At 43.4% G+C, this 15,241-nt stretch carries 18 protein-coding genes; 2 read left to right on the forward strand and 16 right to left on the reverse strand.

The window, feature by feature from the left end; translation table 11 throughout:
• From MCO_RS09165 to MCO_RS09195, 8 genes are all read right to left on the reverse strand, one after another.
• The coding region (locus MCO_RS09165) for a phage late control D family protein (RefSeq protein WP_007554099.1) at positions 1 to 1,061 on the reverse strand (1,061 nt) is incomplete at its 3' end.
• Positions 1,058 to 1,282 carry a tail protein X gene (locus MCO_RS09170; RefSeq protein ID WP_007552690.1) on the reverse strand — a complete coding sequence of 75 codons (225 nt, stop codon included), beginning with the start codon at positions 1,280 to 1,282 and terminating at the stop codon, positions 1,058 to 1,060. The genes MCO_RS09165 and MCO_RS09170, both read right to left, overlap by 4 nt.
• Positions 1,279 to 1,659, reverse strand: a complete 381-nt coding sequence (locus tag MCO_RS09175) for a phage tail protein (RefSeq protein ID WP_007552691.1) — start codon at positions 1,657 to 1,659, stop codon at positions 1,279 to 1,281. The genes MCO_RS09170 and MCO_RS09175 overlap by 4 nt, the downstream gene beginning before the upstream one ends.
• 5 nt (positions 1,660 to 1,664) lie before the next feature.
• Positions 1,665 to 3,542: a phage tail tape measure protein gene (locus MCO_RS09180; RefSeq protein ID WP_007554100.1), complete on the reverse strand. Its 1,878-nt coding sequence runs from the start codon at positions 3,540 to 3,542 to the stop codon at positions 1,665 to 1,667.
• Entirely contained in the window at positions 3,539 to 3,610 is a 72-nt protein-coding gene (locus MCO_RS11435; protein WP_081485993.1) for a GpE family phage tail protein, read from the reverse strand. The genes MCO_RS09180 and MCO_RS11435 overlap by 4 nt, the downstream gene beginning before the upstream one ends.
• Positions 3,611 to 3,648: 38 nt before the next feature.
• Positions 3,649 to 3,936: a phage tail assembly protein gene (locus MCO_RS09185; RefSeq protein ID WP_007554101.1), complete on the reverse strand. Its 288-nt coding sequence runs from the start codon at positions 3,934 to 3,936 to the stop codon at positions 3,649 to 3,651.
• A 2-nt stretch (positions 3,937 to 3,938) separates the two neighbouring features.
• A complete protein-coding gene (locus tag MCO_RS09190) occupies positions 3,939 to 4,445 on the reverse strand; it encodes a phage major tail tube protein (RefSeq protein WP_007554102.1) in 507 nt (168 codons plus the stop codon).
• A complete protein-coding gene (locus tag MCO_RS09195) occupies positions 4,445 to 5,836 on the reverse strand; it encodes a phage tail sheath subtilisin-like domain-containing protein (protein WP_007552696.1) in 1,392 nt (463 codons plus the stop codon). The genes MCO_RS09190 and MCO_RS09195 overlap by 1 nt, the downstream gene beginning before the upstream one ends.
• A 163-nt stretch (positions 5,837 to 5,999) precedes the next feature.
• Between MCO_RS09195 and MCO_RS09200 the strand changes: the two genes are divergently transcribed.
• Positions 6,000 to 6,314, forward strand: coding sequence for a type II toxin-antitoxin system HigB family toxin (locus MCO_RS09200; protein WP_007554103.1), 315 nt, complete (start codon positions 6,000 to 6,002; stop codon positions 6,312 to 6,314).
• The gene (locus tag MCO_RS09205) at positions 6,311 to 6,667 is read left to right on the forward strand and encodes a type II toxin-antitoxin system HigA family antitoxin (RefSeq protein WP_007554104.1); all 357 of its coding nucleotides are present in this window, start codon (positions 6,311 to 6,313) and stop codon (positions 6,665 to 6,667) included. Before MCO_RS09200 ends, MCO_RS09205 begins: the two co-directional genes overlap by 4 nt.
• Positions 6,668 to 7,016: 349 nt before the next feature.
• Here MCO_RS09205 and MCO_RS09215 read toward each other — a convergent pair whose 3' ends face one another.
• From MCO_RS09215 to MCO_RS09250, 8 genes are all read right to left on the reverse strand, one after another.
• Positions 7,017 to 7,268: a hypothetical protein gene (locus MCO_RS09215; RefSeq protein ID WP_007554106.1), complete on the reverse strand. Its 252-nt coding sequence runs from the start codon at positions 7,266 to 7,268 to the stop codon at positions 7,017 to 7,019.
• Positions 7,269 to 7,277: 9 nt separating this feature from the next.
• On the reverse strand, positions 7,278 to 8,594 hold the full coding sequence (locus tag MCO_RS09220) for a Bgr_08870 family protein (protein WP_007554107.1): 1,317 nt from the start codon (positions 8,592 to 8,594) through the stop codon (positions 7,278 to 7,280).
• Positions 8,595 to 8,607: 13 nt separating this feature from the next.
• Positions 8,608 to 11,880 carry a DUF4815 domain-containing protein gene (locus MCO_RS09225; protein ID WP_007554108.1) on the reverse strand — a complete coding sequence of 1,091 codons (3,273 nt, stop codon included), beginning with the start codon at positions 11,878 to 11,880 and terminating at the stop codon, positions 8,608 to 8,610.
• Between the two features lies 1 nt (position 11,881).
• Entirely contained in the window at positions 11,882 to 12,988 is a 1,107-nt protein-coding gene (locus tag MCO_RS09230) for a phage tail protein (RefSeq protein WP_007552705.1), read from the reverse strand.
• Positions 12,988 to 13,815: a baseplate J/gp47 family protein gene (locus MCO_RS09235; protein ID WP_007552707.1), complete on the reverse strand. Its 828-nt coding sequence runs from the start codon at positions 13,813 to 13,815 to the stop codon at positions 12,988 to 12,990. Before MCO_RS09235 ends, MCO_RS09230 begins: the two co-directional genes overlap by 1 nt.
• Positions 13,812 to 14,153 carry a GPW/gp25 family protein gene (locus tag MCO_RS09240; protein WP_007552708.1) on the reverse strand — a complete coding sequence of 114 codons (342 nt, stop codon included), beginning with the start codon at positions 14,151 to 14,153 and terminating at the stop codon, positions 13,812 to 13,814. Before MCO_RS09240 ends, MCO_RS09235 begins: the two co-directional genes overlap by 4 nt.
• Positions 14,150 to 14,839, reverse strand: coding sequence for a phage baseplate assembly protein V (locus MCO_RS09245; protein WP_007552710.1), 690 nt, complete (start codon positions 14,837 to 14,839; stop codon positions 14,150 to 14,152). The genes MCO_RS09240 and MCO_RS09245 overlap by 4 nt, the downstream gene beginning before the upstream one ends.
• Positions 14,820 to 15,241: hypothetical protein (locus MCO_RS09250; RefSeq protein WP_007552711.1), on the reverse strand; the 422-nt coding region annotated here is incomplete at its 5' end. The genes MCO_RS09250 and MCO_RS09245, both read right to left, overlap by 20 nt.

Genomic DNA, 15,241 nt, shown 5'->3' on the forward strand with positions numbered 1-15,241 from the left:
TGAACAAGCTTTGCTTCTGCTTGCACAAAGGGATCACCACCAATATCACATGAGAAAGAAGATTTACCGCGTGATGACTTATTGCGATAAGCGGCAATGGCCGCAACAGCTTCTGCCTGATTGTGATAAGTGTATTTGAGTTCATGAAACGGCGGGTTACCAGATTTTACTTCTTTTTTTTCACCACTGCGTACATCGTAATAGGTTGCGATAACACCACCTTTTTTCTCTTTGTCTTCTTCTTTCTCAGGTGTTGTTTCTGCTTTTTCCGATTCAGATGGTGATGGTGCTCTGTCACTGTCATCCATATGGATAAAGTTTTCATCATCATCCATTTCTTCTGGTTCTCGTGCATTAGCTGCGGCTTTTTGGTCGTCCCCCACATCCGTTTCTAAGCCATTTGCCGCACCTGCTTCATCCCGTGCGCTGTATTTAAAATCCCAAGAGGTACAATGTTTTTCATGGATTACAACAATGGGGAGTGTTTCGCCGGTAATGGCTTTGCCTTCCCCCCGTTTGGCAAGTACAAGGTTGCCATCAACAGGCTTTGCCACCGCATCATATTCTCCTGCAAGACGTGTGGCAAAAGCCATATCGCTTTCAGCAGTTTGATCAATGTGACGCACAACAATTTTTGCAAGAGCAGGATCAACTTTGGGGGTATAGCCATTACGCTGCGCTATCTCTTGAACAATACTGCCAAGGGTTTGCTGGTGATAGGATTGGCTTTTAGGTGTTCGGTAGGATGTATTCATTGATGCGGCGCGCCCTGTAACGTTTAAGCTTTGTGGTGGGCTGCTCACAGAGATTTCATCAATCAAATAGGCTCCCATATCGCGGTTTTTGCCGCCTTCATAGCCAAGTGTTATGGAAATGACTGTTCCGATAAGAGGAATGTCTAAAAAGCCATTATCACTGTCACGTGCGCGGTCATCAAGTTCTATGGTGATACGGTCACTTTTGTCTTCTGCTTCATCGGTAATTTCAATCGACAAAACATAGTCCATGAGAGTTCTTGTAATGTCTTCTCCATTTGCCAAAACCGTGCAAAAAGGTTTCATTTCTTGCTGCCCCAAAGTCTGATTACTGGTGTAGCTTTAGGATAAGGCAAAGAAGGCAAAACAATTGTGATACCTGCTTTTAAAATGGGACCATAGTCTGCAAGCCCAAAATTCGCTGCATAGACGCGTTCAACAGCAAGTGCTTGTTGACCTTTGGCATAATATCTCCAGCAAATGGCATCCACCATATCGCCCTCTTTGGTTCTGTAAAGATCACTCATTGGTCTTCCCCATATTCTCTCAATTTTATCGTAAATTCTTGTTTTTTGGGGGTGCCGTTATGATGAAAAACGCTTTGTTTTTCCTCCACAGAAAGAATGACAAATTTGCCTAAAATCCTGCCTTGACCTGTTACAAGAATATGAGGTCCCTCATGTGCCATTTGCCGTAAATATTCGATCTGCCTGTGACCACCTTTAAAATCTGGATAAATCACACCAGTTAGAGAAAATTCCGCATTTGCAACAGCTGGCAATTGAAGAGCAGCTTTCCGCCCCAATCGCCCTTGCTCTACCCATGGAACGCCATAAGACATATCGAGTGTTTGATATGCTGCTGTTTCAATGGAAAAAATAAAAACACCCAAAGCTAACATCATGGTATTTAATCCGAAAGGCTAGAGGCTATGGCTAAACGTTGCTGTTTTGCATAGCGTTCAAGTGCTTGATTGACAGCGTCTCTGATTTCGTCCTTGAGACCATTTGGTACTGAAATATTGAGATTTGTAATGGTGACACGGGCGTCTACTTCAACGGGTTTATGAACCGTAATGGGCTTTGGAGCTTTAAAGGCAGCCACTTTTGCATTTGTAGCCTGCATTTGTCCTGTTTCAACGACACTTGTATTAAAACCACTCTTGTGTTTTTCAGGCGGGGTATTTGTAACCACTACTGTATCAACCATTCTTTTTGCCCGTGCATTGGTTTCCTCGGTAAAGGTTTTAATCGTTTGGGTTGAAGTTTTGTTGATCGAGACATTAAAGCCTAACTTTTCTTTCACCCAATTGGGCATCCAACTGGTTAATGTGCTTATCATGCCGCTAAACCATTCGGACAGGGCTTGCCACTGGCTTTTGATCCCCTCCCAAAGCCCGTTAATCAGATTGGCTCCTGCTTCCATGAGATTGACCCCAAACAGCCAATCAATTAATGCATTGATTTTTTTTGCAATCCAAGAGAGCGGTGAAAAGTTTTTAAAGAGTGTAAAGAGGTTACTGAAAATATTACGGCATAAGTTGGCAAAAGAATTCCACAAGTTGCTTATGAAGCTTACTACCGTATCCCAATTTTTGTAGAGCAAATATCCAGCTCCAACAAGTGCCGTAATACCACCAAGTATCCAGCCGATAGGTGTGGTCATGATTGCATAGCCAAGCGTGACAAATGCTGCTCCAGCAGCCGCTAATGCGGCAATGAGTGGACCAAAAATAAACGAACCAAGTGCCACAAGACCCACCTTAAAGAGGGTTATTTCCCCAATCAATGGTTCCATCCAGCGGAACCAGCTTTTAATCCTTTCTGTGAGATCACTAATGCCTCTTCTCAAATCAGAAGTAGGATTAAACAAATCCTTCAAGACTTTTTTTAAGATTTTTGCCCATCCAGCAACGGTTGTTTGAATGAGGTTGCGGTTTTCATCAATCAATTTTGAAAAAGCGTCAATCATATCATTGATGACGGGCATAAAACGCGCCCCAATAAAACTGGTAATGCCCCCTATTTTTTTCTTAAAGGCACCAAGCTTATCACTTAAATCTGCTGCATAACGTGCAACATCAGCACCTATCAGCCATTTTCCTTTCCTTGCCTTTGCAAAGAGTTCTTTGATGGGCGCCATGCCTTGCGCAAGCATGGCTGCCATTTCCTTGCCATCACCACCAAAAAGCAGAGCAGCAATATGCTGTCTTTGTGCTTGATTTTTCATCTTACTCATCTTGTCGGTAATTTCTTCCAACAAGACAGAATTTGATTTCAGTTTTCCCGAGGCGTTTTTGACAGAAATACCAAGCGCTTCAAAGCCCATAATGCCTCTTTTTTGCCCAGCAAAAGCTTGCGCAGAACGTCTATTTAAAGTTGCTAAGGATTGTTGAAAGAGTTCGGCAGAATATCCTGAATTATCCGCTGCATCGCCCCATAATTGAAGTGATGCAACACTCATGCCTAAATGCCGTGAGGCATGGTGAAGACTATCTCCTAAATGCATGGTTTTCATGGTGACAGCGGTTAAGCTTGCTACAAGACCACCACCAGCAAGCCCTAAAACACCGGTAAAAACTGAAGCACGACTTGCTGCTGTGCCAAGGGCACCTTGAACGCCATGAAGGCTTGCTGTCATATTTTTTACCGCAGCAGAAAAGCGCGGAATACTCAAGCTATGCGACAATTTCTGAAAACGCTCTTGTACACGTTTGAGAGGTGCGGTGAGTTTATCTTCAAGAGACAATTTTACCTTTGCATCGGCAACTTTGGTTGTTTTACTCATTTTGTCTTATATCTTTCTGCTGCTTGTTTTCGCCAGAATATTAACTCTTGCGGTTCCATTTCCATCATCTCTGAAAGGGACCAATGAAAAACAATGGCGATATCGGCTATGAGTTTTGCGGCGGTTTCCCAGTCGAGGTGTCCCGCCGCTTGATAAAAGACTCCAAAATCTCCCCAATACTTGCCAAATCATTGATATCGAGTTCACCAACAGCCTCATGTGGCCATTCAGAAAGGCGTGTGATCATAGCGATTGTTTGCTCTATGCCTTCCTTCTTATCGATTGCTTGCACATCTTTTGTTTTGGGACGCTGTAAGGTAATTGTGGTGTGCTCTTTTCCTTCAAAAATAACGGGTATCAGTAATTTATGTGTAATGCTTGTTTGTACTGTCATTCTTACATTCCTAAAAAGTTTTTATGTTCTGCTAATTGATTAACGCCATTGAATTTCCTCACCAAGTTGAGGACATCTATCTCAACAATTTCCATATCTTTCTGGACATATTTGAAATACTGCAATGTGAAGGTCGCTGTGGATGTTGCTTTGCCCCCCGGTTGCCATTCTGCCATTTCAAAGCCTTTGCAAAGCCCTCTCATGGTAATGACCACACCTTCTGCCGGTGTGCCTTGGGCTTGCATTGAACTTCTCAATGAGATGTCAACATCAGAGCGTCCCAACAGGGACATCAACTCTGGAGAGCAATCAGAAATGGTCATGGTGAGGATGAGAGTTTCAAGTCCAAGATCAACCTCAATGGCACTATCCATGCCACCGCCGCGATAATTTTCAACGACCAAACTCAAATTCGGTAGTGTCACGCTTTCACATTTTGCTTGATAGGGAATGCCGTCGACAAAAATGTTAAAATATTTCAAAACTCTTGGTAAAACGGGTATGGTCATTAAAAGATCTCCTCTAAGTAATCATTCACAATGCGTGAACGGAAAGTGATGTGTTCTGCTGGTGTTGTTGGGGTGAATTCCACATTGAAATAGACTCTGCCGCTTTCAATAGCGCTTGCTGTGTTAAGCTCTAGATCTGGTGTACAGCGCCCACCAAGAATGGCACCTTGCGCTTTTAGATCACGCAAATAGGCATTGACGCTTTCACTCACGTCATTCATGTAAGTTTTTTTGATATTGCGGTCGACAGCCCATAGATGCCCACGTAAAATGGCGTCATTGATCATATCCGCGGTTCTCACTACCGATAAGAAAGCAAATTTTGTATCACTTGAAAGGGTGCGATTGCCCCAAAGACGATAGCCGTTTTCGCGAATGATGGTTGTGATATTTTGCTCGTTGAGAAGGTTGGCACGGCTTGATCTATCACCAATGGAAAAATCAATTGGGCGTGCAATACCAACAATGCCATTAATCACTTTATTTGAAGGAGAATGCCAAAAACCGTTGGCGAAATCAGTTTTAGCAATGACACCGGCAACCGCTGCACTTGCCGGCTGTTCTACGATTTTTCCATCATGATTCACCTTTACAAACGGATCAACTAGAATAGCGCGCTTTGAATCAAAATCCTTTGCTGTGCTAAGTGCTGCTTCATCTGTTGTGTTTGGTGCATCAAGCACCACAATAGCACGCAGACGCTCTGCAATGCCAATGAGTTCTGCCGCTACAGGATTAGAGGTTGCACTAATTTCAGCTTTTGCTGTTGCACCAGTGCCATCCCCTTCAATCGTTACATTTGGGGCGGTTTGATACTCAAAGCCAGTGTCCTTAATGACAAGTGAGGTTACTTTTCCATCTTTCAGGATTGCTTCTGCTTCTCCACCGCCTTCGATTTTAACGCTTGCTTGGGCATAACCACTACCTTGGTTTATCACATCAATCTTGCTAAGACTGATAGGGCGTTTATGGGTAAAGCTTGGCGCAATAAGAATGCGTGGTGTTTGTCCCACAACAGATTGTGCTCCAATCAACGCATGGACACCTTCATAAGCGCCATTTGCGTTCACACCGCCTAGGACATTGGTCAATGTTGCGCTTTCATTGTCACCTTCTTGCACCCGCACGACGACGACAATGGCGCCCACTTGTTTGAAAATCAGGTCAAGAGCATTGGGCAATGTGCCTTGACGCTTGCCTGTTTTATCCAGTTTAGCGGCTTGTGAAAGTGAACCCGAGACCAAAACGGGTGTGTTAAGAGGAAAGGCTTGTTCATCGGCATCGGGTGCTGTGCCAACAATCCCGATAACTGCCGATTGAACTGCGCGAAGGGGGCGTGTGCCGTCGTCAACCTCGACAACTTCAACACCGTGTAGAAAACCTGTTGCCATACTTTATGCTCCTTTAAACTATTGGCTAATGAGATGAATGGGAAAAATGAGGGGCAAAAACCACTCTTGAGAAAGGTTTGTTTTCAACAAGTGCTTTTTTTTTATAAATATCTTGACTTGGTACCAAAATGGGACTATAGCTAATAAAAATCAGGATATACTTATGAAAATTGTTAAAATCTCCACACTTCAAACTTTTTGGTCTCGATATCCTGATGCTGAACAACCGTTAAAAGCATGGATAGATGAAGCTAAAAATGCACAATGGCATTCTCCTCATGACATTAAAGAGAAATATAAAAATGCAAGCATATTAAAGAATAATCGTGTTGTTTTTAATATTAGAGGCAATGACTATCGTTTAATTGTTTCAATCTTTTATCCAGCAGGTTGGCTTTACATAAAATTTATAGGGACTCACAAACAGTATGATGCAATTGACGCTAATACTGTAGAACTAAAGGAACTTAAGAAATGAATATCAAACCAATTCGTACACAGAGAGATTACCAAGAAGCTTTAGAGATTGTGTCTGCGATGTTTGACAATCAACCTAAAGAGAATACTCCAGAATTTGATCAAATGGAGGTTCTTGTTTTGTTAATTGAAGCGTATGAAGCGGAACACTATCCTATTTCTCCTCCTCATCCAATTGAAGCTATTAAATTTAGAATGGAACAAATGAACTTAAGTGCTAAAGATCTTGTTCCTGCGATTGGTCATTTAAATCGTGTTTATGAAATCTTGAGTGGTAAAAGAAAACTAACACTGCGCATGATTAAAAACTTGCATCAACAGTTTAATATTCCATTGGAAAGCCTCATAGCTTAGACTTGTTTTTCTTTTCTCCACCTCATGCGTAAAGAGAAGCACAAACTCATGGGGGGAATAAGTTTGCACGTTAACATTAAGGATTTTACGACCATATCGACGGCTGTCTGATCAAATATTGCTAAAAACTTAGATCCCTTGCCATTCTTAATAAAGTGAATACGAAGTTTAAATTCTATTGTCATTTTGCTCTCCAAATTAATGAAGAGACCATAACAATCATCTACACTCTCTCATAAGCCTGACACTGTCAGTCAAAAAAGCCCTTTAAAAGAGCTTTAAAAGGAACTTTAAGATAGAAGTCCATACAAACCTTTAAGCTTTTGTACAATAAGCATCCCTCTATAACCTAGGCTTGTTCAAGTTTCTCTTTTGGTCCTTTTATGGGCTCTACGGGTGCGTCTGTTTCTGCCATTTCAGTAGATGAGAGCTGTTTTGTGTTTTCGTCCACCACGGGGGGAGAAAACACTCCGTCCTTATAAGTCCAGCCAATTTGTGCTTCACTTGAGGAAATTGCCTCACCATCAAAGCCGTGAACATAATCTTCTGAGGCTATGATAATATTTGTTACCACACCATTTTCAACAACTGCATATTCCATCAATCTCTCCTATATAAAAAATCTAAATAAGATTGCGCCATCGCCACCATCACCGCTGTTGTAGTTCCACGCATCCTTTCCGGAAAAATAGCCACCGCCGCCACCGCCAGCATCAGCTTGGTTTTTACCACCTCTGCCACCTTTCCCACCTTTATCACTTTCACCACCAGAACCGCCGCTACCATCACTAGAACCGCCGCCGCCACCAGCACCACCAAAAACAGAGCTTCCACCGTTATAGCTTCCGCCATCTCCACCATCACCGCCAGAAAAAATAAAGTTTTTAATGCTTGAGTGACCTCCTGTTCCTCCTTTTCCTACTGTTTTGGTAACTCCGCTACCCTGAGAACCTGCACTCCCACCATTGGCGACGAGAAGATCTTTAATAATCGTTGCACCACCACTGCCATTTTTACCACCACGACCAATTTGAATATTTCTTGATTTTCTAAGTTGAGATCCTTTAATTTGAATGCGTACACATTGTCCTCCGCCGCCTCCACCGCCACCGTAGTAGGTATATGTGATACGACCGATCTGAGTGTTTTTTAACCAGCCTCCAGTCCCCCCACTACCACCACCACCCCATGCCCATATTTCTACATTTGTGTCATCGCTAACACCTTCAGGAAAGGGTATAGGTCCGCTTTCTGTCATAAGAATTTCGACAGGTTTTTTGACTAATGAAGCTATTAATTTATCTACTTGTGACTTGGTATAAACAGCTTCACCATCAACTTTAAGCGGTCCTTTCAAGGTGGTTCCACTTGTGCTTAGATTGGTGACCACTCTATCGTTATGGATGAGATTCAATGATGCGTTGCCCAATAGTTCCAAATCACCACTCATAGTAACTTTGCTGGTAAATTTGTTGTAATTTTGCCATTCATTGGCTTGTTTTAAGCGTCCATAGCTTGTGAGATCTTGAGTAATCTTGGCTCTAAATTCATCCAAGCCAACAATATCTTCGCTCTTATGTTGGTGTGTGCCTAACAGGGAAATAGCACTGCCAAAGGTAAAATTATTATTGCTTGATTTATAGAGAACATAATTGTTAGCCGCGTCCTTAGCGCCCTCGATATCGCTTAAATCAGCAAATGAGAAGGTTTTATCGGCTGCCATCTTGGACTTAAGGGCTGCTTCAAGATCTGTGACATCACTTATGCTATGCGTGTGTTTTGAAGGCGCTTTTTCGTCTAGCTTTTCCTCAACATCCATTATGGCTTGATCAATTTTGGTCAAGTTTTCCCGCAAGATTGGGAATTCAGAACTGATAAAACGACCTTCTTTAGGTAATTCCATGTCGAGTTTTTTAGTTTTGGTCATCTCTGTTTTCCCATCACAATATGCCGGCACCAAAATCACACACCATTGACCGCGCTGCTGGTCCACCGGTAAGTGTGAGTTTTAAGCGCGCTTGTTTGGCTGTCTTATTGCTGCTGGTGAATTTTTGCTCTATCCAAAGCGGCTCGGATAACTGTTCTGTTTCGTCGAGTTTCAAAGGGACAAAAGCACCATCATCCAGCTGCATCTCGAGTGTAAAGGTTGCACCACCCAGTAAAAAGGTTTTGATATAGCTCGTTAACCTTGCCTTTTCCCCAAAGGCAAAAGCCCGCGTAATGTAGGTTGCTGTTTTATGGATTTTTCCCGCAATCAATTGAACAGGCGCAAACAAGACGGGTGAGAGTTTCTCTGTCCCTTTGAGAATGGCGCGGAGCTTGACCTTTTCATTGATATATTCGGTAAGGCTTAGCAATTGAAAGGGCAGCAGTTGATAAATTGTCCCATTGTTTCTTTCAATTTCAAAGATGACAGAGCAATCGCTTGAAGGTAATTCAATGGCTGCGCGTATTTGTAAATCAGAACAGTCAACAAGATCAAATGTGCCAAGATCAATGGTTTTTTCTGTTTGTGTATAACGTGCGGCTAGCACTCGAAAGGCAAGAGCCTCATCTTGATGGGCTGTCCAGCTTTGTGCATTGACAGAAGAAAAGCGTGGACCGGTTACATAAGGATGACTTGAGACAACTCTCTGGTGTTCTGCATCAAAATCTCCAAGCTTTGCCAAGGAGACGGAATGATTACTATCATCTGTCTTGAGTACAAAAGCTGTTAAGCGGTCATTGGGGACAAGGAGTGGTATATCGTAGCGTGCCTCTGCCCATCCTGCCTTTGCGCCCTTCATGGAATAAAAGCTTTGTGCTTGAATATCAGCTGTTGGATAACCGTTTTCGGTTGTCACCAAATCAATCACCAGATCATGGTTTTGATTACCGATTTTGCAAAGATGAAAGTCAATACCTGTGATTTGCCGTGTTTCATCAGGAGTAAAGACCTGCGCTTGTGGGTCAAATTGTGTCCAGATACGCACCGTTGTGGTGTGTCGCATAACTTTCACATCAATCACACCTTGACCGGTAAAAAGCCCCGTTGCAATGGTTCCACCTTTGCCGCGTGCCACAACATTCTTTGTGCCAGCGGTGATGTTTTGTGGAATCTTAAAAGTGCCCTCAAGAGTGCCATTGGTGTTAGCAATAAGCTTTGTTTTTGGCAAAACATTCACACCATCAAAGGTAAGACTTTCCAAGATTTCCCCCTTGCCAAAGCCTTCAATTTTAAAGTGAAGAGTAATTTGCCTTAAAAAATTGATTTGTTTTTGAGTCTCATTGATGAGATTATCATGCACTTCTGTGTTACGGATAGTTCTCCCACGGTTCCATCCCATATTCAGTTGATTGGTGACACTCGAGAGCCAATCGGTGCGCTGTTCATGCCAAAAATCTGTCGCGGGGGTGAGTTTTACTGTACCAGGCAGCGGTGCAAAATTTTGATAGGGGTTGATTTTTTCGCAAGCCGTTGTCAATTCTTGCGCAATGATCACTTCATTTGTCCAGTCAAGGGTGACAGGCGCTTTTAAAGGAGCAGTGTAAAATGTTGGATCAATGGCGAGCTGTAAAATGCCACTGCCTACAGCGCCTGTTTGTTGAAAGCCTTTATCTCTGTAAGAGTCATCCAGAAAAGGGTCGGCAAACATGCCTTTTTTGGCGACAGGCTCTTTAGAGTCAACATTGCTTTTAATGCGCTCTAATTGCATCAACCGGTCAAGGGAGAGCACCCGTTGAAAATAGCGCCACATCTCATCATAGGGGGCAACACGCGTGCCATCATTGACCACAAGAGGAGTATCAAGCCAATTGTTGGTGATCGTTGCAAGGGATAACACATCATCAGGGACAGTTGGAGCCATGGGTTGGTCTGCTGCAATGCCTTTGATATAAACCACATTGCCCCCTGTATTCAGTCCTATACGGTCAATACGCGGTAATTTGTAAGTGTAACTTACAATAATATCACCACCTTGCGCTCCACCTGAGACGGTAATTTCCTGTGCTGTTACTTTATCGGCGGTAACTTGCGCACGATAGCGATAAGTCACCTTATAGGTACTTCCCACTAAAGGCTCGTCTCCTACAAGTGCCCAATCAATGGTGTCTCCTGTTTTTTTAAAATCTGTGCCTTCTTTAAATTCCTTGCTTCCTTGAACGACTTTAATAAAAGAAGTGATGCTCTTATCAGGAACACCATCACGCCCAGCGGCAACGGCACCACGGGTGACGTTAACGGTTTTTTCTTTTGTCAACAAAAGAGACTGAATATCGGCAATGGGAGCGTAATAGGTTTTAAAGGTAAAGCTCGTTTTCCCTTTTTGAGGTGAAAAAATATGCGTTTCTTCGGGAGTGGCATGAATGGTGGCACTCGGATTAAAATCAGTCAAGAAGGTGATGGTGTTAGCAGGAGCAGAGTGAATGTCAGATTGAGAGCTTGTTTCCCCTGTTTGAGGAGCAAAGATATGGGTTTCGCTTGGAACAACATTTGTCGAAAAATCTTCTGGTTCTTCATGGCGTAAAGCAGCAAGGCGTTTGCGTTTAAAACCATTGATATTGGCTTCTCCTTCTTGAATGCTAAACACTTGGCAGCCGTTGTTTTGTCCTAAAGCGCTTACACGGCATCCGCTCACGATATAATGCCCATGGGCACGGTCATAAGTAGCAATAGCTTGCATGGCCGGTTCAAGTAATGAGGGTGATTTTTGATCAATCAAAACACCATCTTGCAAAATGTAAACCGGAAAGAAAGTCCCTTGCTGCGCATCCTCTTTCAGTGCCCAAACAAGCTGTGCTGTTTCTCGTGCGGCACCAGGCTCTCCTTCTGCCAAGGTGCCAGGGACTTGCCCCAACAGCTCTGGATCATCCTCATATGTCACCCATTTTTTTTGCAGCTTCACACCAATTTCCAAGCGCCCAATCATGGAAACATTCTCTAAGACGGCATTTGAAACTGGAAAGATATCACCGGCAATATAAATCTTGCCGTCTGTTAACGTGACAGTTTGCGTGTCTTTGTTGACAAAAGCATCAGCCCGTTCAACGCGGTCTCCTTCTTGTGCCACAAGGCGCCCCAAACGGTTATGGCGTCCCCTTATGATGGTTTGAACCTCGTTGAGTTCACCACTTTGAATAAAGGGTCGTTGTCCATAAAAGACAACGCTTTGTTGTTCCTCTTTGCCGCGAGATCTGTCAATTGCAAAGGGCAAACCACTTTCATGCTTCATGTTAAAACCTCAATAAAATCTTGAATTGTTCGCGAACATCGGCACGCAAAGGAATATTAATGGGCGTTTTGAGTATCTCCACACCACCATTCAGTTCATCAGGCTCACACCAAAGCTTGCCAAAGGGGATATCTTGTTTGGGAGAAGCATGAACGAGAACAGAAACAAATGCTGCTTGTTTGCCATCAACGTCGCGAAAGTCTGTGCGTGCTGCCACAAGAAGCGCCGTGCCCATCGGGGAGGGCTGGAATCTGCCACCACAATGGCTATAAACACCATTCAAAGCCTGTTCTACCGGCGCTACAGCATAGCATCTGCGATACCCAATCACGCCATCTTGGGTGTCTCTTAACACGAGATAAAGTGTGCGGCTGCGAAACCACTCTGCCATCAGCATATCGCGTTCATGTTTTTTGACCGAACACCACGGAAAGTTTGCCATGTCCCATGGGTAATCGATCTGATCGAAGCTTAATTCCTCATCCCCACCATCCATCCAATTGCCAATCAGTATGCCTTCTTCTCTTGTGAGAACGCGCTCTATCTCTGTTGTGCGTCCAAAGGAAAACAAAGTATTCCCAGCTATGAGGCTTACACCGCTCTCATACTCCAGCAGACTGTCATCAAGGCGTGACATATTGCATTCAACAGCTTGCACATCATAACCCATGACACCACGGCGAAAATCAGAGCGCAAACTTTTGGAAAGGTCGGTAATTGCTTCAATGGCTTCAAGGCTTTTCCGTTCAGGCAATTGATCAAAGTAGAGTTGAAAGGAGTTCCACCAAACACGCCCCGTCCATGCGGGTTGAAAGCGTGCTGTAACCCCCAGCCATGCAAGCCCCATCTCAATGGCAGCAAGGGAGCCACGTATCCTCTGCCAGGCAAGACCTTGATCAATGAGATCATAAAGATTGGGAACATAAGGTGTAAGCTCTCCAAGTCCATATTCTTCAATCAACCATGGTAAGAAACGGGGAGGGCGTGTGATCAGTTTAGAGCGTGAAATCCCCAAAACAGAACCGTCAACATCTTGATGAAAATCGCAAGCATCGGCAAGGCGCTTTTCAAATTCTGTTGCGTTTGTGGGGAGTAGGGAGCCAACCATTAGCGCGCACGCCCTTTGAAGTTTAAGGTGATTTTTCCAATAGCTAAAACTTCTTCATCACAAACCGCACTGTCTCTGGTTGGTGCAACGGCAATCACTTTCTGAACACCGGGGATCATCAGTTTCGAAATCCACCACGATAAGCTTAATTCACGACCAATGGCTTGTTCTTGTCTCCATGCTGCTCTTAAATTTGCTTCCATTGTCGTGAGAATTTTTAACGATGTTTCCGGTAACAGCCAAACATCTGCTTCTAAATCCACCACTTTTTTGACAGCAGCGTGCACAATGATTGTATCATTGGTCATGATGATATTCTTTTTGTTAAGAGCTTGTGAGACTGTTTGTAAGAGATCTTCGGATGCTGTTCCTTCTTCATTATTGCCAAAAAGAGCAACATAGATGGTTGGGTCTTTGCCTTTTCGATAAATAATTGCATCCTTAACACGACTATCTGCTGTTAAGGCTATAAGCTTGTAATAGGGCTCTGTCCCGCTACCTTTGCCACCACGGGCATGAAGTTTTATGCGTTCACGATACCTCTCGTCACTTTCACCATCCATGCGGGCAAGACCATGCCAATTTCCCAAAGCATCAAGAGATTCACCAGTTGCAAAATCAAGAATGTTGTTGCGTGCCGCTTCGTTAATACGCTGTCTTAAAAGCAACTCTCGATAGCTAAAAGCTTCAATGACTTTTACGGCTGGATCACTTTCGAGAATAGTATATTCAGGCAAAAGTTCTTTTAAATGGGCAAGAGCAGCAGCGCGTATTTCCTCAAAAGAAATTTCTGTGATGATTTCTGGTTTTGCAAGCATTCCATTCATTTTATTAGTAATCCTTCCATGGTGATGGGCTTGCCTGATGGCAAATAAATGCCTTCAAAGGATAAGGAAACTTTTCCAGCCTCAACCATTTTAAAATCAATTTTTTTCAATTTAAAACGCGGTTCCCACTTGTCTAACGCCTCAGCAACAGCAGCATAAAGAGCAACAGCAAAAGCATTATTCACTGGTGCATCAATCAGTTCTGCAACACGTGAACCATAATCACGCCGCATTACACGCGAACCAATCCGCGTTGACAAAATATCAAGGATTGATTGGCGCAAATGATCAATGCCGGTCAATGACTTTCCTGTTGTACGGTTCATTCCACTGTTCAATTGGGACCTCCTGTCATAGAGCCACCAGGGAAAACACCACCATGAACATGGCTGTTTCCAATATTGGTGCCGTTATGCTTTAACCCACCTGAATGAATGGAAACATCATCACCGGAGTGAAGAGAGAGACTATCATTCGAATTCAGTGAAACGCCACCACCAGCCTTCAAAGAGATGCCGCCTTTTGCGTTTAAATTTATATCGCTTTCTGAAACAATCTTTATGCCATCTGGTGCGATAAGCTCTAGCTTACCACCATCACCTTTTAGTGACACGCCATCCGCAATCGTGAGGATAAACTTTCCGCCCGATTTGATAGTGAGTGCATAGCTGTTTTGTTCATCATCATATTCAAGGCTGGTTCCATCAGGATAAAGTGTCTTATGAATATTGCCTTTATCGGCTGCTTGATTAGCATCTGTATGAAGTGAACCAATAATCACCCCTTGTGATAGATCTCCGGACGACGAGACAACAATCACTTGCTCTCCAATATCACGCCCTTCATAGGAGCATGTTTTACCGGCGCGGGCTTGTGTGTCTGGAATCCAGTCACTAACAAGATTGCCACTTTTTACCCGATAGCGTGCGTTTTTATGGTCGACATGGCTAATCTTACCTACCACAACCATATTTGCTACACGTCTTTTTAAATCTGTAATTTCTTTATCGCGCCGCTCTAACATGTCCACCTTCAATTTTATGGTATTTGTCCTCGTTTCCTACGCCTGTTTCTGGTTCAAAACTTAAGAAAGGTTCAACGAGTCTTGCTGTTACACTGCCTTCTTCATTAGGGGAGGGGATATTCGTCACATAAGTGACCTCAAAGGTTAAAATTGCACCATGGAGCGCTAGTGCGCCATTATCGCCAAAGGCAAAAGCAATATTTTGTAGGTGGCATGTCTCAACCGTGTTGTTAAGATTAGGATTAGCATAAAAAATCTCCTCAACTTCCCATGCTAGTTGGTCAACAAAACGTGCACCGTTTTCTCGTGTGTCGTAGCACTCAACATCCACTGTTAAAACACGCTGCCTTACCCCATAATCATATCCATCTTTAATCGTTTCACTTTGCGTTGAGATATTAA

The organism is Bartonella sp. DB5-6, from assembly GCF_000278115.1.
Classification (GTDB): Bacteria; Pseudomonadota; Alphaproteobacteria; order Rhizobiales; family Rhizobiaceae; genus Bartonella; species Bartonella refiksaydamii.

Excerpts from the sequence above, each read along its gene's own strand:
- MCO_RS09170 (WP_007552690.1), bottom strand. The coding sequence starts at position 1,282 with ATGAGTGATCTTTACAGAACCAAAGAGGGCGATATGGTGGATGCCATT.
- MCO_RS09175 (WP_007552691.1), bottom strand. The coding sequence starts at position 1,659 with ATGATGTTAGCTTTGGGTGTTTTTATTTTTTCCATTGAAACAGCAGCA.
- MCO_RS09180 (WP_007554100.1), bottom strand. The coding sequence starts at position 3,542 with ATGAGTAAAACAACCAAAGTTGCCGATGCAAAGGTAAAATTGTCTCTT.
- MCO_RS09185 (WP_007554101.1), bottom strand. The coding sequence starts at position 3,936 with ATGACAGTACAAACAAGCATTACACATAAATTACTGATACCCGTTATT.
- MCO_RS09190 (WP_007554102.1), bottom strand. The coding sequence starts at position 4,445 with ATGACCATACCCGTTTTACCAAGAGTTTTGAAATATTTTAACATTTTT.
- MCO_RS09195 (WP_007552696.1), bottom strand. The coding sequence starts at position 5,836 with ATGGCAACAGGTTTTCTACACGGTGTTGAAGTTGTCGAGGTTGACGAC.
- MCO_RS09200 (WP_007554103.1), top strand. The coding sequence starts at position 6,000 with ATGAAAATTGTTAAAATCTCCACACTTCAAACTTTTTGGTCTCGATAT.
- MCO_RS09205 (WP_007554104.1), top strand. The coding sequence starts at position 6,311 with ATGAATATCAAACCAATTCGTACACAGAGAGATTACCAAGAAGCTTTA.
- MCO_RS09215 (WP_007554106.1), bottom strand. The coding sequence starts at position 7,268 with ATGGAATATGCAGTTGTTGAAAATGGTGTGGTAACAAATATTATCATA.
- MCO_RS09220 (WP_007554107.1), bottom strand. The coding sequence starts at position 8,594 with ATGACCAAAACTAAAAAACTCGACATGGAATTACCTAAAGAAGGTCGT.
- MCO_RS09225 (WP_007554108.1), bottom strand. The coding sequence starts at position 11,880 with ATGAAGCATGAAAGTGGTTTGCCCTTTGCAATTGACAGATCTCGCGGC.
- MCO_RS09230 (WP_007552705.1), bottom strand. The coding sequence starts at position 12,988 with ATGGTTGGCTCCCTACTCCCCACAAACGCAACAGAATTTGAAAAGCGC.
- MCO_RS09235 (WP_007552707.1), bottom strand. The coding sequence starts at position 13,815 with ATGAATGGAATGCTTGCAAAACCAGAAATCATCACAGAAATTTCTTTT.
- MCO_RS09245 (WP_007552710.1), bottom strand. The coding sequence starts at position 14,839 with ATGTTAGAGCGGCGCGATAAAGAAATTACAGATTTAAAAAGACGTGTA.